We start from the raw sequence: 17,031 nt of genomic DNA, 5'->3' as shown, positions 1-17,031 counted from the left end.
GCGATTGCGATCGCCGCGGGCGCACCGCAGGCGGTGCCGGCCCCCCTGCGCGGCGCCGCAACGCACTGCAGGCGCCTGCATGTCCGCGTCGGCCAGCACACTCACCGGCATCGCCCAATCACGCTCAGTCGCGGAAGTTGTCGAACTGCAGCGGCTGCTCGAAATCAGCCTTTTTCAGCAGCGTGATCGCATCCTGCAGGTCGTCGCGCTTCTTGCCGGTCACGCGCAGCTTGTCGCCGTTGATCTGCGCTTCGACCTTGATCTTGGCTTCCTTGAGCTTGGCCACCAGCTGCTTGGCCTGCTTCTGCTCGAGGCCCTGCTTGACGGTCACCTTCTGCCGTGCGCCGGCCAGATTGGTTTCCACATCGCCAAAGTCCAGGCAGCGCACATCGATACTGCGCGCCAACAGCCGCGCCCGCAGGATGTCGGTCATCTGCTTGATCTGGAAGTCGCTGGGGGCGGACTGGTTGATCACCTTGCCGTCTTCCAGTTCGAACTTGGCTTCCACGCCCTTGAAGTCGAAACGCGTGTCCAGTTCACGGTTGGCCTGGTCCACCGCATTGGTCAGTTCGTGCTTGTCGACTTCGGACACCACATCGAAGGAAGGCATGCAAAGCTCCTGCTGTCTGAAAACAGCGGCCATTCTAGGCCATCACGCCACGATGGCCGTCATCGACGCATGGCGGTCGGCGCGCTGCGATGGCGATAATGCACCAATGCCCAGCACCCGTTCTCCGCTTCCCGCCATCGCCTGGATGGTCGCCGCCGTGGCCTGCTTCTCGCTGATGGATGCGGCGATGAAGCTGCTGGCTGCGCAGTACCCGCCGCTGCAGGTGACGCTGTTGCGCGGTGCCGCGTCGCTGCCGTTCGTGCTGGTGTGGGTGTTCGCCACTGCCGGGCCGCGTGCCATCGTGCCGGTGCGCTGGGGCCTGCATCTGCTGCGCGGGGCCCTGGGCATGGTGATGATCGGCTGCTTCGTCTACGGCCTGAAGCGCATGCCGCTGTCCACCGCCTACACCATCTACTTTGTGGCGCCGTTGCTGGTGGCCGCCTTGTCGGTGCCGCTGCTGGGCGAGCACGTGGGGCCGCGGCGTTGGACGGCGATCGGCATCGGCCTGGTCGGGGTCATCGTAGTGCTGCGCCCGGGCGTGGGCGGCTTGGTCTCGCTGCCTGGCCTGATGGTGCTGCTGGCGGCCACGGCCTACGCCATCGCCGCGGTCACGGTGAGCCTGCTGACCCGCACCGACACGCCGCAGTCCATGGTGGTGTGGTTCCTGCTGTTCATGGCGATCGGCGCCGGGTTGCTGGCCATCCCCGACTGGGTGCCGTTACAGGCCGGCCACGGCTGGCTGATCGCCGGCATGGGCCTGGCCGGCGCGTTGGGGCAGATTGCGCTGACCCAGGCATTCCTGCGCGGCGAGGCCTCGATGATCGCACCGCTGGAGTACACCGGCCTGGTCTGGGTGATCGGCTGGGACTGGCTGCTGTGGCAGACCTTGCCCGACGGCTGGACCTGGACCGGCGCCGGCATCATCGTCGCCAGCGGGCTGTATCTGTTGCGGCGGGAGCGGATACGGCAGACCGACAGGCCGCCGCCGTTGGATAGGCCGTGATTGGGGATTGGGGATTCGGGATTGGCAACAGCAGGAATGCCGTTGTCCTTGCGAATCCCCAATCCCCAATCCCCAATCCCCAATCCCCAATCCCCAATCCCGACTCCCGGCCGTGAACATTGACTGGTAGGCTTCACGACCCCCCAATCGGCCACGCGCGGTGATCCAGTTTCAGGGCCTGCACAAGTCTTACTCCGTCGACGGTCGCCAGATCGTGGCGCTGCACCCGCTCGATCTGCGGATCGGCCCCGGCGAGGTGTTCGGCATCATCGGCCATTCCGGTGCCGGCAAATCCACGCTGATCCGGCTGATCAACCGGCTGGAAGAGCCCAGCGGCGGGCGTTTGCTGATCGGCGAGGACGACGTCACCGCGCTGGATAGCCAGGGCCTGCGTGGCTTGCGCCGGCGTATCGGCATGATCTTCCAGCACTTCAATCTGCTGTCCTCGCGCACCGTGGCCGGCAATGTCGCCTTTCCGCTGGAACTGGCCGGCACCGCGCGCGCCGAGATCGATGCGCGGGTGGCCGAGCTGCTGGCGCGGGTCGGGCTGCAGGAGCACGCCACCAAGTATCCGGCGCAGCTGTCCGGCGGCCAGAAGCAGCGCGTGGGCATTGCGCGCGCGTTGGCCACGCGCCCGCAGATCCTGCTGTGCGACGAGGCCACCAGCGCGCTGGACCCGCAGACCACCGCCTCGGTGCTGCAGCTGCTGGCGCAGATCAACCGCGAGCTGGGCCTGACCATCGTGCTGATCACCCACGAGATGGACGTGATCCGCCGCGTCTGCGACCGCGTGGCGGTGCTGGATGCCGGCACGCTGGTGGAAACCGGCCCGGTCACCGAGGTCTTCCTGCATCCCAAACATGCCACCACGCGGCGCTTCGTGTCCGAAGCCGAGCACGTGGACGAGGCCGAGCTGCACCGCAATTTCGCCGCCGTCGGCGGGCGCGTGGTGCGGCTGACCTTCCTGGGCAACGGCACCTATGAGCCGGTGCTGGGCCGCATCGCCCGCGAGACCGGGGTGGACTACAACATCCTGTCCGGGCGCGTGGACCGTATCAAGGACACGCCGTACGGCCAGCTCATCGTCGCCCTGACCGGTGGCGACCAGAATGCAGCGCGCGCCGGCTTCGTCGCCGCCGGCGTGGACGTGGAGGACCTGCGCGTATGAACCTGCTGCCGATCGCCGCCGCTGGCGGCTTCTTCCGCAATCTCGATGCCGCCAAATGGGGCGACATCGGGCAGGCGACTCTGGATACCTTGCTGATGCTGGCCGGCGCGTTGCCGCTGACCTTGCTGATCGGCCTGCCGCTGGGGGTTGCGCTGTTCCTGTGCGGCGCCCCGCAGCTGCGCCGTCGCCCGGTGCTGTACGGCGCGCTGGCGCTGGTGATCAACCTGCTGCGCTCGGTGCCCTTCATCCTCCTGATGATTGCGATGATTCCGCTCACCCTGGCGTTGATGGGCACCTCGCTCGGCGTGCGCGGCGCGATCCTGCCGCTGGTGGTGGGCGCCGCGCCGTTCTATGCGCGGCTGGTGGAGACCGCGTTGCGTGAGGTGGACCGCGGCATCATCGAAGCCAGCCAGGCGATGGGCGCCACCACCCGCCAGCTGGTGCTGTGGGTGCTGTTGCCCGAAGCGCGCCCCGGCCTGATCGCCGGCGCCACCGTCACCACCATCGCGCTGATCGGATTCACCGCCATGGGCGGGGCGATCGGCTCCGGCGGCCTGGGTGATGTGGCCTACCGCGAGGGCTATATGCGCTCGCATGCGGACGTCGCGTTGATCACCGTCATCGCCTTGCTGGTGCTGGTGCAACTGCTGCAGATGCTGGGCGACCGTCTGGTGGCCCGCTACAGCCGCCGCTGAGCCAGCTGCCTCGCCGCGCGCGGCCGGTAGCTGCGACGCTGCAGCCGGCACCGCGTCCATTGCTGCTGCGGGCTGCAGGCGGATGCGCTGGCACCGTCCTGGGGTAGTTGTGTTCCATGCACGGCCCGTGCGGATCGCCGCTGCACCTGCGGTCTGCTAGGTTTAACGCCTGCGGCCCGTCCGCATTCCTCCTCCCACGGACCCTTTCATGAGCACATTTGCGTTTCGTTCACTTCTTGCTGCGGCCACGCTGGCATTGGCGTCCTGCGGCGGCAATGGCGGCAGCGGTGGCGACACCCTCACCGTGGCCGCCACCGCCGTGCCGCATGCCGAAATCCTGGAAGTGGTCGAACCGCTGCTGGCCAAGCAGGGCGTGAAGCTGGACGTGCGCGTGTTCAACGACTACGTACAGCCCAACGACCAGGTCGTACAGAAGCAGATCGACGTCAATTACTTCCAGACCGAGCCCTATCTGGACGCGTACAACCGCGACCGCAAGAGCCAGCTGGTGACCGTGGTCGGCGTGCATATCGAGCCGTTCGGTGCCTACTCGCGCCGCTTCAAGGCGCTGGCCGATCTGCCGAGCGGCGCCGATGTGGTGATCCCCAACGATCCGAGCAACAACAGCCGCGCGCTGATCCTGCTCGACAAGGCCGGCGTGATCAAACTCAAGGACCCGAGCAACGCGCTGTCCACCCAGCGCGACATCGTCGACAACCCCAAGCAGCTGAAATTCCGCGAGCTGGACTCGGCGATGCTGCCGCGTGTGCTGGATCAGGTCGACCTGGCGCTGATCAACACCAACTACGCGCTCGACGCCGGGCTCAACCCGACGCGCGATGCGCTGGCGATCGAAAGCAAGGAGTCGCCGTACGTGAACTTCCTGGTGGCACGCGCAGACAACAAGGACGACCCGCGCGTGCAGAAGCTGGCCAAGGCATTGACCAGCCCGGAAGTAAAGGCCTTTATCGAACAGAAATACAAGGGCGCGGTCCTGCCGGCGTTCTGAGCGCGATAACGACACGGGCGCGCACACCAGCTGGTGTGCGTGGCCGATGGTCTGGGAGGGGCATGCAGTACGCGAGCAATACGCGTGGCGTCCGAGTCCGAGCTGTAAGCGCTTCGCTGATCGCCGCGTCCATCCTTGCTTGACGGCTTCCAACACTAGCCTTCTTTGCTGTCTGACAGCGATCAACGACGAGATGCGGGGTTTCCAAGCGGAACCAGGCACGGTTGCGACGGTTGTCTCCCATCCTTGAGCTATTCGCACATGCGCGCTGCCAATGCCGAGCGCGGACTGTGCTGCTTTCTGCATTGCAGCCGGTCGCGATGCGTTGCGTTGCAAACTGCCTGCGAGGCTGCCGAGATCCTTCGTGCAACGTTCTCGCATCCACGCGATGTGCTTTGAACACAGACCGCCCACACAGCCACTCACCACGCCGCGCGCTGCACAGTGGAACGCGCGCAAGCGTACGCGGCCGATTGCGCGTGCAGCGCCGAAAACACGCGCGCCTGACGCAGGCGTAGTAGCGTGGTCTGTCCTGATCTCCGGCTCCTGACGCGATGCCCCTGCTTCTTGCCATCCCGCTGGCCGTGATCATCGCCCTGGCGGTGTTCGCGGTGCTGTTTCCGTTATCGCTGCTGCAACGTTTCCGTGTCGGTACCGCGCGCCGTCAGGCACGTGGCTGGTTGCTGATGATCAACCTGGCCTCAGCGGCGCTGTCCAGCGTGTTGTTCGTCATTTTTACCGCGATCGCCGCGGCATTCTGGCCCGGTGCGATCCGTCATGCCGCCTTCGGTTGGGCCTGCGGGCTGGCGCTGGGGGTGCTGGCGTTGCGCCTGACCCGGTTCGAGCGCACCGCCCAAGGGTTGTTCTATCGCCCCAATCTCTGGCTGGTGCTGGCATTGACCGCGCTGGTGGTGGTGCGGGTGATCGCCGGCATGGTGCAGGGCTGGCGTAGTGCCTTGCAGGGCGTGGCGTGGCCGGTCGATGGCTGGCTCAGCCACGCCAGCCTGTTGGGCGCCGCCGGCGTGCTGCTCGGCTATGCGTTGGCTTACGCCACCTTGCTGTGGTGGCGTTGGCGCAGCGCGCGCTTGCGCGGCAACGTCTACTGGCGTTGAAGCGCGCCGCGCACGCCAGCCAGCAATGCCGAATGCGTCGATGCAGGTGGGCGCAGTCATGGATGTTGCGCATAAAAAAACGGGCCTTGCGGCCCGTTTTTTCGACTCAGACGTTGTGTGTCGCGACGTGCTTAGAAGCGCGCGCCGACACCGAAGCCAACGGTCCACGGATCCAGTTCCAGCTCGCTGCCGGTGCCCTGGCCGCCCACACGCAGTTCCGGACGCGAACGCATGTAGCGGGCGTCGGCACGTGCGAACCAGGTGGAGTTGATGTTCATGTCAACACCGACGGTGCCGATCACGCCCTTGGCGGTATCCAGGCCCACGTGCTGGCCGGTGGTCGACGCCGCATCGATCTTCTCGTTGCTGAAGTTCGACTCGTAGTAGCCCACGCCCACGAACGGACGGAACACATTGTCGGCCTGGCCGAAGTGGTACTGGCCGCTGATGGCGATCGGTTGCTGCTCGACGGTGCCCACCTTGCCCACGCCATCGGCGTTGACGCGGTGGTTGAACTTGTCGGCGGCGCCCCACAGTTCAACGGCCCAGTTGTCGTTGATGTAGTAGCTCGCGCTCAGCGTCGGTGCCGGGCCGCCATCGACGTCCAGGCCCGGAGCCGGATCGTTCTTCGGCTTGATCAAGGCGACACCGCCGACCACTGCCCAATGCTTGCCGGACGCGCTATCGGCGCTGGTGGAAGTCGAGGAGGTATCGCTGGTATAGGTCGTGTCCTGCGCGAACGCGGACGGTGCAATCGCAAGAGCGGATACAGCAGCCAGGCTCAGGATGGAAATGGCACGCATTGGAGGTCTCCTCGCATAATTTTTGTTAGGCCCGTGGAGTGGGCCGCGCCAAAGCTATTCCTGAAAATCTGAATCCACGCCCACCTGCGACTCGCTAAAATTTCGTTTGTTCAGGAACTTTCCCAAGAAGGCCGTGGTTGCGACATGCAGGCTGAAAAAGACATTCACGCAGGTATGATTGCCGTGACGAAAAACGACGTACGTGACGGCTTATCAGCGCACATTCCTAACGATTGCCGTGTCCTGGTGCTCGGCTCGATGCCCGGCATCGCCTCGTTGGACGCAGGTCGCTATTACGCGCATCCACGCAATCGGTTCTGGCCCTTGATGCATGCTCTTTTGGGCATCGATGCTGCCGCAACCTATGCCTTGCGCTTGCAGACGCTGAACGCGTGCGGCGTCGGCCAATGGGATGTGATCGGCCAGTGCGCGCGTCGCGGCAGTCTGGACGCTGCGATCGTCGCAGACAGTGTGGTGGTCAATCCGCTGCCTGCTTTGCTCACGCGCTTGCCGCAGCTGCGCATGGTGGCCTGTAATGGCGCGGCGGCGGCGCAGGCCTGGCATCGCCACGTGCATCCGCTGCTGACGCCGGAGGCGCGCAACGTGCCGCTTGTGGCCTTGCCGTCCACCAGTCCGGCCAACGCCGCTTGGTCGTTGCCGCGTCTATGCGCCGCATGGCAACCGCTGCGCGATGCGTTGGACTGATGCGGCTCTGGCCCACGTCAATGAATCGCCGACGATGATGCGTGTCTGCGCGCAATGCATGCCCGTCAGCGCGTGTGCATGCAATCAGCACGCTGCCACCTGCCACCTGCCACCTGCCACCTGCCGCCATACGTCATGCCAGCGTCCGGCACAGGCAGCCCGCAGCGCGTGGCCGCACAGTGCAGGCAGTACATGAAGGAGCACCGCGATGATGATCGGACACGCAACGACGATGGCGGCAGCGCTGGCACTGGGCCTGTTCGCCGTGGCGGATGTGGCCGTTGCTGGGGAGATGCAGTGCGATGTCAGCAGCGATTACGACCTCACGCTCAATCCGCGCAGCGTCATCCTGATCCGCACGCCTGAATCCCCCGGCGCGCCCGCGCGCGTCGTGATGCGCGAGGGTGCGTTGTTCGTCGACGATCGCTGGGTGACGCTGAGCGCAGACGACCGTGTGCGCCTGATCCAGTTCGAGCGGCAGACCCGCGAGGTGGTGCCGCTGGCGCAGGAGGTCGGGCGCGAGGCCGCCGACATCGCGGTCACCGCGCTCGGCGAAGTGGCGGCTGGATTCAGTCGCAGTCCCGAGGCGACTCGTGCGCAATTGGCCAGCGTGCGCGAAAAGATCGATCTGCGCTTGAAGCAGAGCTTCAGCAAAAGCCAGCTCACGCCCGTGAATATCGACGACGACATCGGCGCACTGGTGGCCGAGGTGTTGCCGCAGTTGATCGGCGATGTGGTTGCCGGTGCGGTGCAGTCCGGGCTCACCGGCAACGAGATGCAGCTGCGTTCGCTCGATGGGCTGGAAGCGCGCATCGAGCGTCTGGTCGAGCCGCAGGCGCGTGCATTGAGCCCGCGTGCGCAGCGCTTGTGCGACCGCGTCGAAGCGCTGGATGGCTTGGACAATGCGCTGGCGTATCGTTTGCCCTCGGGCGCGCCACTGCAACTGTTGCGGGTGGATCGACGCGCCTCGAAATAAGCATGCACGTGCGTGTGCGGACGCTGCATCCTGCCGGCTGTGCGTTTTTTTCCGCGCCAATGGTTGGCGCTGCGGCCCGTGGCCGGCCACAATAGGGGTTTCCCCATCTGTTGCCGGAGTTCCCCGTATGGCCGAAATCAAGGAAGCACTTGTCCCCGATATCGGTGACTACAGCGACGTCCCGGTAATCGAGGTGCTGGTGTCGGTCGGCGATACGGTCGCGAAGGACCAGAGCCTGGTCACGCTGGAATCGGACAAGGCCACCATGGAAGTGCCCTCGTCTGTCTCCGGCGTGGTCAAGGAGATCAAGGTCAAGGTCGGCGATTCGCTGTCGCAGGGTGCCCTGGTGGCGCTGATCGAAGTGGCCGATGCCGGTGCCGACACCGCGGCCAAGCCCGCAGCAGCAGCTGCTCCTGCCGCTCCGGCCAAGTCTGCTCCCGCTGCTGCACCGGCACCTGCCGCCAAGGCCGCGCCGGCTGCACCCGCCGCCGAAGGCGGTCTGGTCGAAGCGCGCGTGCCCGATATCGGCGACTACACCGACATCCCGGTGATCGAAGTGCTGGTCGCCGTCGGCGATACCGTTGCCAAGGACCAGAGCCTGGTCACGCTGGAATCGGACAAGGCCACGATGGAAGTGCCGTCCTCGGCCGCCGGCGTGGTCAAGGAGCTCAAGGTCAAGGTCGGCGACACCCTGTCGCAGGGCAATGTGGTGGCGATCATCGCTGCCAGCGATGGCGGCGCCGGTGCGGCGCAGTCTCCGGCCAAACCCAGCACCGACACCGCCGAAACTGCCGGCAAGGTCGAGCCGGTCGCGGTGTCGGCCGAGCCGGACAAGCTGGCCCAGCGCGAGATCGCGCAGGTGCAGGGCGCACGTTCCAGCGATGCCTCGCAAGGCAGCCAGCCATCGGCCGGCAACCCGAGCAGCCCGCCGGTGACCTTCGACGCCGACAGCGTGCTGCCGTCCAAGGTGGCCTATGCAAGCCCGGTGGTGCGGGTGTTCGCACGCCAGCTGGGCGTGGATCTGAACCAGCTCAAGGGCAGCGAAAAGGGCGGGCGCATCACCCGTGAAGACGTGCAGCGCTTCGTCAAGGCCGCGCTCACCAGTGGCGCGCCTGCCGCAGCCGGTGCCGCACCGGCCGGTGGTGGTAACGGCCTGAACCTGCTGGCCTGGCCGAAGGTGGACTTCAGCAAGTTCGGCGAGACCGAAACCCAGCCGCTGTCGCGCATCAAGAAGATTTCCGGTGCCAACCTGGCGCGCAACTGGGCCATGATTCCGCACGTCACCCAGTTCGAATCGGCCGACATCACTGACCTGGAAGCACTGCGCGTGGCGCTGAACAAGGAAAACGAGAAGGCGGGCATCAAGCTCACCATGCTCGCCTTCCTGGTCAAGGCCAGCGCCGCGGCGCTGAAGAAGTTCCCCGAGTTCAACGCCTCGCTCGATGCGGCCGGCGAAAACCTCACGCTGAAGAAGTACATCAACATCGGGTTTGCCGCCGATACGCCCAATGGGTTGGTGGTGCCGGTGATCCGCGACGTCGACAAGAAGGGCGTGCTGCAGATCGCCCAGGAAAGCGGCGAGCTGGCCAAGAAGGCGCGCGACGGCAAGCTGGGCCCGGCCGACATGAGCGGCGGCTGCTTCTCGATCAGCTCGCTCGGCGGCATCGGCGGCACCGCGTTTACGCCGATCATCAATGCCCCAGAAGTGGCGATCCTGGGCGTGTCCAAGTCGGCGATGCAGCCGGTCTGGAACGGCAAGGAGTTCGTGCCGACGTTGATGCTGCCGTTGTCGCTGAGCTACGACCATCGCGTCATCGACGGCGCGCTGGCGGCCCGCTTCACCACCTACCTCAGCCAGGTGCTGGCCGACATGCGTCGCGTCCTGCTGTGAGGATTGCGCTGCTGACGATCGCCGTGCTCGGCGTGTTGCCGTGGACCTGCGCGACGGCACGCGAGTGCGACAGCACGCTGGGGCGCGGCTGGCCGCCGGCCGTGGGCAACTACGGCACTGCGGTGAGCACGCTGCTCGACGGCGGCAACAAGCCGGCATTGTCGTTGCTGACTCTGCCCACACGTGGCGTGGAAAGCGGCGTGTCGCTGGTGCCGGGTAAGGACGGCGCCGACTGGACCCTGCGCCACAGCCGCGCCGACGAGCGCGTCTACAGCTGGGTCAGCCAGAGCGATCGCGGCAGTGTGCAGTTCCGCACCGAGCAGACGCCTGAAACGGTCGAGATCCCGATTCCGGCGGCGTTGGCCAAACGGCTGGTCAGCAACTGGACCGCGGCCTTGACCCAGCTGGCACCGAGCGGCCGCACCGCGCCGGTGACTGAGGGCGAAGTGCTGTCGTTCCAGGTCGAGGGCGTGCGCTACAGCGGCACGCGCCCGAGCTGCGGCGCCGGCGAACTGCTGCTGCAACAGGCCGCGCTGCTGATCGAAGCCAGCGACGGCAAGGAAAAGAAGCGCGACAAGCGCTGGACCCAAATCGAATCGTCGCTGGATGAACTCCAGCAGACGCTTGCCGGCACAGCCGGTTAAGCCACAGGAGAAGCAAATGGCGGTCATTGAAATCAAGGTTCCCGACATCGGCGATTACAGCGATGTCCCCGTCATCGAAGTGCTGGTCGCCTTGGGCGACAGCGTGGCCAAGGACCAGGGCCTGGTCACGCTGGAATCGGACAAGGCCACGCTGGAAGTGCCGTCCTCGGCTGCCGGTGTGGTCAAAGAGCTCAAGGTCAAGATTGGCGACACCTTGTCCGAAGGCGCCGTAGTGCTGCTGCTGGAAACCGAAGGCGAGGCCGCCGCGCCTGCGCCCGCCAAGGCCGAGACCAAGGCCGCCGCACCCGGCAGCAAACCGCCGGTGACGCCGTCGCACCGCGCCCCGGCCGAGCCGGCAGCGCCCAAGCCGGCGCTGGCCAGCGGCAAGGCCGCGGATATCGACTGCAAGATGGTGGTGCTCGGTGCCGGCCCGGGCGGCTATACCGCCGCGTTCCGCGCCGCCGACCTGGGCCTGGACACGGTGCTGATCGAGCGCTACGCCAGCCTCGGCGGCGTCTGCCTCAACGTCGGCTGCATCCCGTCCAAGGCGCTGCTGCATGCCGCCGCGGTGATCGACGAGGTCGCACATGCCGGCGACTTCGGCGTGGACTTCGGGCAGCCGAAGATCACCCTGGACAAGCTACGCGAGTACAAGGAAAAAGTGGTCGGCAAGCTCACCGGCGGCCTGGCCAGCATGGCCAAGCAGCGCAAGGTGCGCACCGTCACCGGTGTGGCCAGCTTCGTCTCCCCCAACGAGTTGGAGATCGTCGGCGACGACGGCAAGACGCAGCTGCTGCGCTTCGAGCACTGCGTCATCGCCGCCGGGTCGCAGGCGGTGAAGCTGCCCAACTTCCCGTGGGACGACAAGCGCGTGATGGACTCCACCGACGCGCTGGAACTGCACGACATTCCCAAGACCCTGCTGGTGGTCGGCGGCGGCATCATCGGCCTGGAAATGGCCACGGTGTACAGCGCGTTGGGCAGCAAGGTCACTGTGGTCGAGTTCATGGATCAGCTGATGCCGGGCGCCGACAAGGACCTGGTCAAGCCGCTGGCCGACCGCCTGAAGAAGCAGGGCGTGGAGATCCATCTCAAGACCAAGGCCACCGACGTGAAGGCCGACAAGAGCGGCATCACCGTGTCCTTCGAAGCGGCCGTGGAGGGCGAGAAGCCCGGTCTGCCGGCCACCGCGTTCGATCGCGTGCTGGTGGCCGTGGGCCGCTCGCCCAACGGCAAGAAGATCGGCGCGGAGAAGGCGGGCGTCACCGTCACCGAGCGCGGCTTCATCCCGGTGGACCGGCAGATGCGCACCAACGTGCCGCACATCTTCGCCATCGGCGACATCGTCGGTAACCCGATGCTGGCGCACAAGGCCACCCACGAAGGCAAACTGGCCGCTGAAGTGGCGGCCGGCGAGAAGAAGGAATGGGTGGCGCGGGTGATTCCGTCGGTGGCATACACCAACCCGGAAATCGCCTGGGTCGGCGTCACCGAGAACGAAGCCAAGGCCAAGGGCCTGAAGGTTGGCGTGGCCAAGTTCCCGTGGGCCGCCAGCGGCCGCGCGATCGGCATTGGCCGCACCGAAGGCTTCACCAAGCTGATCTTCGATGAAGACACCCACCGCATCATCGGTGGCGCCATCGTCGGCGTGCATGCCGGCGACCTGCTGGCCGAGATCGGCCTGGCCATCGAGATGGGCGCCGAAGCCGAAGACATCGGCCACACCATCCACGCGCATCCGACCCTGAGCGAGTCGGTCGGCATGGCGGCCGAGGTGTACGACGGCACCATCACCGACCTGTACATCCCGAAGAAAAAGTAACGGCTCGCCTCGGCTGCTGTCAGCAACGCCCCGCCTTGTGCGGGGCGTTGTCGTGATGGGGATTGGTGCGCGTGATCGCCTTTTGCTGTGGTCGTTGTCGTTGCCGTTGCCTTTACGGTGCTGTTCCTTGCGTTTGGTAGGCGTCAAGTGCATGCGGCGCTACTGCGCACGTGCGGATTTTTCCTGGGTTTCCAGGGTAGTACGCAGCCGCATGTGGCTGCCCCGCTTGGCGGCTGCACTCGATCGCATGCGTCGACAATGCTGACCCCTGCAAGCAGATTTCGCAGGTTATCCGGCAGCCTCCAGTCTGGGTGCGTGGCGATCGTGCATCGCTCGCGCGCGCGTCAGGGCTGACCACGCCACGCAGGGCATTGCCACGATGCGATCTCCAGGGCGCTTGCGCAGTCCGCAGCGGGCTTGCACCATCGATGCGCGGACACGCCGTTCGCAGCTCAGGGACGACCCCGATGTCGAAGATGCGTTTGCCGGTGCTGCTCGCCGCTGCTGGCTGCCTGTGTGCATCGCTGTGCGCGCACGCACAGACCACCGTGATCACCGCCGCGCGCCTGCTGGACGTGCAGACCGGTCGCTATGTGGACAAGCCGCAGATCGAAGTGGCCGCCGGCCGCATCACCCGCGTCGGTCGGCAGGGCGATCCGCTGCCGGCCGCTGCGCAGCGCATCGATCTGGGCGAGCGCACGCTGCTGCCGGGGCTGATCGACATGCATGTGCATCTCACCGTGGACCCCACCTTGGGCGGCTACAAGGGCCTGGAGTACACCGACAATTTCTGGACCGTGGTCGGCGTGGCCAATGCCGCAAAAACGCTGCGCGCAGGGTTCACCACGGTGCGCAATGTCGGTTCGCTCAACTACGACGATGTCGCGCTCAAGCAGGCGATCGAGCGCGGCACCGTGCCCGGCCCGCGCATCGTGCCGGCGACCTACGCCATCGGCGCGACCGGTGGCCACTGCGATGCCACCGAATTCCCGCCCTCGGTCAAGGTCACCGGCCCCGGTGTTGCCGATGGTCCGGACGCGATCCGCGCCGCGGTGCGGACGCTGCGCAAATACGGCGCAGAAGTGATCAAGTTCTGCGGCACCGGCGGGGTGCTGTCCAAGACCGACAGTGTCGGCGGGCAGCAATACAGCCTGGAGGAAATGCGCGCGCTGGTGGACGAAGCGCACCGGCTGGGCCTGAAGGTCGCCGTGCACGCGCATGGCACCGCCGGCATCAACGATGCGATCCGCGCCGGTGCCGACACCATCGAGCACGCCAGCCTGGCCGATGCGGAGTCCTTCAAGCTGGCCAAGGCGCACGGCACCTGGTTTTCGATGGACATCTACAACGACGACTACATCCTGGCCGAGGGCGAAAAGAACGGCCTGTTCGCCGAATCGCTGGAAAAGGAGCGCCAGATCGGACGCAAACAGCGTGAGACCTTCCGCGCCGCGCACGCGGCCGGAGTCAAGCTGGTGTTCGGCAGCGATGGCGGCGTGTATCCCAACGGCGACAACGCCCGCCAGTTCGCCAAGATGGTGGAGTGGGGCATGACGCCGTTGCAAGCGATCCGCGCCGCCACCGTGGAGGCAGCCGAGGCCCTGGGGCGCAGCAACGATGTCGGCGCCATCGCCCCGGGCCGCTACGCCGATCTGATCGCCGTCAGCGGCGATCCGCTGCAGGACGTCACCGTGCTGCGGCAGGTAGAGGGCGTGATCAAGGGCGGCGAACGCGTCGCCGAGTGAGCACCCTGGCGCTCGCCGGTGCGGAGCTGCACGCGCGCGGCTGCCTGACGATATGCGCGCCACTGGCGCGTTGATCGGCACGGGACTCACCGAACCTGCGAGCGGCCACGTCTGCGCACGCTGCCCACAACGCAGGCGCCCGCTCAGCCGCTGCAAGATCGCGTCGCCCCGTCTTGCACGAGGCATCGTGGCTTGGGCATGCTGCAGGTGGAAGCTGTGCGGAGGTCCGGCCACGCAGTCCATCACAGGGAGTGTCGATCGATGCGCAAGGCCGTGCTCGGAGTATGGATGAGCTGCATGCTCGCGACGGTGCACGCGGCAGCTGCGTCCACGCAGGACGATCCGGCCATGGCGGCGGCGCTGGCCAAATGCCCGGGAGCGGCAGCGTTCGTTCGCACGCAGGAGCGGGCCAAGGCGGATGCCGCCACCGCCACGCCTGCCGAGGCGGCGGCTCCCAGCGAGCCCGCATTGCGCGCGCGATTGCTGGAAATGGAGCGCCTGGATCAACAGGTCCGCAACGGTGACTGGTCGCAGGCAGCGATGGGCAAGATGCTGGCGCTGGACGCCGAGCATCTGCCGCAGATGCGTCGCATGGTCGCCGAACACGATGGCTTGCCCAGTGTGGCCCAGGTCGGACGCGACGGCGTGGCCGCCGCCTGGCTGCTGGTGCAGCATGCCGACGCCGATCCGGCCCTGCAGGAGCGCGTGCTGGGCACGCTGACCCGGCAGGGCGCACGCCGTGGCGAGGTGTCGGTGCACCAGCAGGTCTTGCTGACCGACCGCGTGCTCGTCGCGAACGGCAAACCGCAGCGTTACGGCAGCCAACTGGTGCCCGAGCAGGGGCGTTGGGTGCCCAAGCCGATCGCCGATCCGGCGCAGGTGGACGTACTACGCGCCGGCATGGACGAGATGCCGCTGGCCGACTACGTGTGCGTGGCCACGCAGCTGTTCCCGGTGCCGTCGACGCCGCCCGGCAGCTGAAACGCAAACGGCCCGCACAGGGCGGGCCGTTCGCTAGCAACGGTGGCGCAGATCAGAACGCGAACGTCACGCCTGCCACCGGGCCCTTGAACTCCTGCTTCAGGCCGATCAGACCATCGCTGCCGCGCTGGTCGACGTCGAGCTTGAACCAGTCGTAGCCGGCGAAGATGCCGAAGTTCTTGGTGAAGCGGTATTCGGCGATCGCGTTGGCGCGGCTCAGGTCGCCCTCGTAGTCGTCGAAGTTGCCCCAGCTGGTGTTGAGGTACTGGCCCTGCACGTTGAACAGCCAATGCTCGCTCGGACGCGCGGTGAAGCGGATACCCACCACCGGTGCCACGCCGTCGGCCTTCTCGTCCAGCACGTCGCCGGAGAACACGGTGCCCAGATCGGCATATCCGTTGGCTTCGACCTTGGCATATTCGGCACCGATCTGCAGGCCCAGGCTGAATTCCGGCGCATCGATCACCGAGTAGTCGTACACCAGGGTCGCGACCTGATACTTCAGCTCGCCCTTGATGAAGCTGCCGCTCGGCACGGTTACGCCGCCTGCGCTCAGATCCTGGGTCAGGGTCTCGCGGCGATCCTTGTCGTACTTGAAGTAATCGAAGATCAGGCGCTGACGGGTGCTGATGCGGAACACGCCATCGACGCGCGGCTCCCATTCCTTGCCGCCCAGCTTGAAATCTTCATTGACCGACACGTTGTTGCCCGCCAGCAGCGTGTTGCCGCGGATGGTGTTGTCGTTGTCCACATTCATCGCACCGAGGCGAATCTGGAAGCGGTCATCGGTATCTTCGGCGTGTGCCGGCGCGACGTAGGCGACGGCCAGAACGCACGGGATCGCCAGTGCGAGGAGGTGTTTCATGGGGAGCTCCGTAATCTTGGAATGGTCAGGCCGATGGGCCAGTGGCGCGCACTATCGATAAGCCCGCGTCTTCCATAAGTGAAGAGCCTGTCGCACATCCGTGAAGGCGGACATAGCAATCGGACAAAACGGTCCGCATGCCTAATAGGCATGGGCATCGCGCGCTGGTGGCGCCCAATCCGGCGCTGATGACGACATGCGAAAAGTGTGCCGTAGTGCATACCTGCGGGTAAGTTCGTCGCTGCCAACTGCGCAGCCGATGACGCTGCACGCGGCAATCGGGCCTCCATCGTGGCCCTGCATAGAGCGAAACGAGCGTGCAATGCAGCGGATTGGACCGCCGATGGGAAAGTGTCAGGGTGCGACAAAATGCGTAAAAAGCAGGAGCCCCGGTCTCCCAGGGCTCCCATACGCGACCTGCGGCGGTACCTTTCGACGAGGATGTGCAGGCCTCGCAGGTTCCGACCGCCAGTTTGTGGCAAAGTTCCCACCCGCCGCCGCCGTGCATGTTTGGTGCGTTGCAGCAGCCGATGACCTTTGCCGGTTGTCTCGCAATTTGTCCCATTGCTATACTTTCGCGGCTCGACGAGGCGCAACTGCGCCTCCCCCTCATTCACACGTAAGGTAACCGTAGTGCTGAACTCCGTTGACGCGGGTCGGCGGTTGATGCTGCGCGCTGCGGTATATCCGCTTGCCGCCGTAGCTATAACCAGTCTGGGGTTGCTGTTGGTTGGTCCCCGTTACTCTGCCGGTCTGGCATTGACCGGCTTTGCAACGGTACTGGGCGGTTGGGTTGCGGCACGCACCGCGCTCGGCGGCGGCATCCAGGCAGCAGGCATCGCGATGGTGCGGTTGGTGCTGGCGATGGTGCTGAAGTGGGTGTTGGTATTTGCGGCGTTGTCGCTGGGCTTTGCCCTGTGGCGGCTGCCTCCTCTGGCTCTGTTGGCGGGTATCGCCATCGGGTTGATTTTTCAGGTTCTGGCTCTGGCCAGACGTTGATTC

16 protein-coding genes are annotated in these 17,031 nt (G+C 66.0%); 13 read left to right on the top strand and 3 right to left on the bottom strand.

The window, feature by feature from the left end:
- Positions 1–124 precede the first annotated feature (124 nt).
- Positions 125–610: a YajQ family cyclic di-GMP-binding protein gene (locus tag ACCQ06_RS19280; protein WP_228323592.1), complete on the bottom strand. Its 486-nt coding sequence runs from the start codon at positions 608–610 to the stop codon at positions 125–127.
- Between the two features lie 106 nt (positions 611–716).
- Between ACCQ06_RS19280 and ACCQ06_RS19275 the strand changes: the two genes are divergently transcribed.
- The 5 genes from ACCQ06_RS19275 (at position 717) to ACCQ06_RS19255 (ending at position 5,597) form a co-directional block, all read left to right on the top strand.
- Complete coding sequence (locus ACCQ06_RS19275) at positions 717–1,613, top strand: DMT family transporter (protein WP_228323591.1); 897 nt, start codon at positions 717–719, stop codon at positions 1,611–1,613.
- A 160-nt stretch (positions 1,614–1,773) separates the two neighbouring features.
- Positions 1,774–2,781, top strand: coding sequence for a methionine ABC transporter ATP-binding protein (locus ACCQ06_RS19270; protein WP_228323590.1), 1,008 nt, complete (start codon positions 1,774–1,776; stop codon positions 2,779–2,781).
- Between the two features lie 2 nt (positions 2,782–2,783).
- Entirely contained in the window at positions 2,784–3,476 is a 693-nt protein-coding gene (locus ACCQ06_RS19265) for a methionine ABC transporter permease (RefSeq protein ID WP_316692691.1), read from the top strand.
- A 208-nt stretch (positions 3,477–3,684) separates the two neighbouring features.
- Positions 3,685–4,485 (top strand): MetQ/NlpA family ABC transporter substrate-binding protein, encoded by an 801-nt coding sequence (locus ACCQ06_RS19260; protein ID WP_055847969.1) that lies wholly within the window; start codon positions 3,685–3,687, stop codon positions 4,483–4,485.
- A 554-nt stretch (positions 4,486–5,039) separates the two neighbouring features.
- The gene (locus ACCQ06_RS19255) at positions 5,040–5,597 is read left to right on the top strand and encodes a CcdC protein domain-containing protein (RefSeq protein ID WP_316688756.1); all 558 of its coding nucleotides are present in this window, start codon (positions 5,040–5,042) and stop codon (positions 5,595–5,597) included.
- Between the two features lie 131 nt (positions 5,598–5,728).
- Here ACCQ06_RS19255 and ACCQ06_RS19250 read toward each other — a convergent pair whose 3' ends face one another.
- Positions 5,729–6,400, bottom strand: a complete 672-nt coding sequence (locus tag ACCQ06_RS19250) for an OmpW/AlkL family protein (protein ID WP_228323588.1) — start codon at positions 6,398–6,400, stop codon at positions 5,729–5,731.
- A 144-nt stretch (positions 6,401–6,544) separates the two neighbouring features.
- Between ACCQ06_RS19250 and ACCQ06_RS19245 the strand changes: the two genes are divergently transcribed.
- From ACCQ06_RS19245 to ACCQ06_RS19215, 7 genes are all read left to right on the top strand, one after another.
- Entirely contained in the window at positions 6,545–7,105 is a 561-nt protein-coding gene (locus tag ACCQ06_RS19245; protein WP_316688753.1) for a DNA-deoxyinosine glycosylase, read from the top strand.
- 208 nt (positions 7,106–7,313) lie between these two features.
- Positions 7,314–8,081: a DUF2884 family protein gene (locus ACCQ06_RS19240; RefSeq protein WP_316688751.1), complete on the top strand. Its 768-nt coding sequence runs from the start codon at positions 7,314–7,316 to the stop codon at positions 8,079–8,081.
- Positions 8,082–8,208: 127 nt separating this feature from the next.
- Positions 8,209–9,972 (top strand): dihydrolipoyllysine-residue acetyltransferase, encoded by a 1,764-nt coding sequence (locus ACCQ06_RS19235; RefSeq protein ID WP_316688750.1) that lies wholly within the window; start codon positions 8,209–8,211, stop codon positions 9,970–9,972.
- Entirely contained in the window at positions 9,969–10,616 is a 648-nt protein-coding gene (locus tag ACCQ06_RS19230; RefSeq protein WP_104615063.1) for a hypothetical protein, read from the top strand. The genes ACCQ06_RS19235 and ACCQ06_RS19230 overlap by 4 nt, the downstream gene beginning before the upstream one ends.
- A gap of 16 nt (positions 10,617–10,632) precedes the next feature.
- Positions 10,633–12,438, top strand: a complete 1,806-nt coding sequence (gene lpdA, locus ACCQ06_RS19225; RefSeq protein WP_316688748.1) for a dihydrolipoyl dehydrogenase — start codon at positions 10,633–10,635, stop codon at positions 12,436–12,438.
- 467 nt (positions 12,439–12,905) lie between these two features.
- On the top strand, positions 12,906–14,183 hold the full coding sequence (locus ACCQ06_RS19220; RefSeq protein WP_316688747.1) for a Xaa-Pro dipeptidase: 1,278 nt from the start codon (positions 12,906–12,908) through the stop codon (positions 14,181–14,183).
- A 297-nt stretch (positions 14,184–14,480) separates the two neighbouring features.
- Positions 14,481–15,164: a DUF6624 domain-containing protein gene (locus tag ACCQ06_RS19215; RefSeq protein ID WP_316688746.1), complete on the top strand. Its 684-nt coding sequence runs from the start codon at positions 14,481–14,483 to the stop codon at positions 15,162–15,164.
- Between the two features lie 52 nt (positions 15,165–15,216).
- Here ACCQ06_RS19215 and ACCQ06_RS19210 read toward each other — a convergent pair whose 3' ends face one another.
- A complete protein-coding gene (locus ACCQ06_RS19210; RefSeq protein ID WP_170068561.1) occupies positions 15,217–16,029 on the bottom strand; it encodes a hypothetical protein in 813 nt (270 codons plus the stop codon).
- A gap of 633 nt (positions 16,030–16,662) precedes the next feature.
- Here ACCQ06_RS19210 and ACCQ06_RS19205 point away from each other — a divergent pair.
- Positions 16,663–17,028 carry a hypothetical protein gene (locus ACCQ06_RS19205; protein WP_074059361.1) on the top strand — a complete coding sequence of 122 codons (366 nt, stop codon included), beginning with the start codon at positions 16,663–16,665 and terminating at the stop codon, positions 17,026–17,028.
- The last annotated feature ends 3 nt before the right edge of the window (positions 17,029–17,031 follow it).

Source organism: Xanthomonas sp. NCPPB 4467, from assembly GCF_041475665.2.
Classification (GTDB): domain Bacteria; phylum Pseudomonadota; class Gammaproteobacteria; order Xanthomonadales; family Xanthomonadaceae; genus Xanthomonas; species Xanthomonas dyei.
The sequence above is the reverse complement of the archived record's forward strand: the minus strand, read 5'-3'. Positions and strand labels throughout refer to the sequence as shown.

Coding starts and splice junctions, on each gene's coding strand:
- ACCQ06_RS19255 (WP_316688756.1), top strand. CDS start 5,040: ATGCCCCTGCTTCTTGCCATCCCGCTGGCCGTGATCATCGCCCTGGCG.
- ACCQ06_RS19275 (WP_228323591.1), top strand. CDS start 717: ATGCCCAGCACCCGTTCTCCGCTTCCCGCCATCGCCTGGATGGTCGCC.
- lpdA (WP_316688748.1), top strand. CDS start 10,633: ATGGCGGTCATTGAAATCAAGGTTCCCGACATCGGCGATTACAGCGAT.
- ACCQ06_RS19250 (WP_228323588.1), bottom strand. CDS start 6,400: ATGCGTGCCATTTCCATCCTGAGCCTGGCTGCTGTATCCGCTCTTGCG.
- ACCQ06_RS19260 (WP_055847969.1), top strand. CDS start 3,685: ATGAGCACATTTGCGTTTCGTTCACTTCTTGCTGCGGCCACGCTGGCA.
- ACCQ06_RS19245 (WP_316688753.1), top strand. CDS start 6,545: ATGCAGGCTGAAAAAGACATTCACGCAGGTATGATTGCCGTGACGAAA.
- ACCQ06_RS19215 (WP_316688746.1), top strand. CDS start 14,481: ATGCTCGCGACGGTGCACGCGGCAGCTGCGTCCACGCAGGACGATCCG.
- ACCQ06_RS19280 (WP_228323592.1), bottom strand. CDS start 610: ATGCCTTCCTTCGATGTGGTGTCCGAAGTCGACAAGCACGAACTGACC.
- ACCQ06_RS19240 (WP_316688751.1), top strand. CDS start 7,314: ATGATGATCGGACACGCAACGACGATGGCGGCAGCGCTGGCACTGGGC.
- ACCQ06_RS19220 (WP_316688747.1), top strand. CDS start 12,906: ATGTCGAAGATGCGTTTGCCGGTGCTGCTCGCCGCTGCTGGCTGCCTG.
- ACCQ06_RS19210 (WP_170068561.1), bottom strand. CDS start 16,029: ATGAAACACCTCCTCGCACTGGCGATCCCGTGCGTTCTGGCCGTCGCC.
- ACCQ06_RS19235 (WP_316688750.1), top strand. CDS start 8,209: ATGGCCGAAATCAAGGAAGCACTTGTCCCCGATATCGGTGACTACAGC.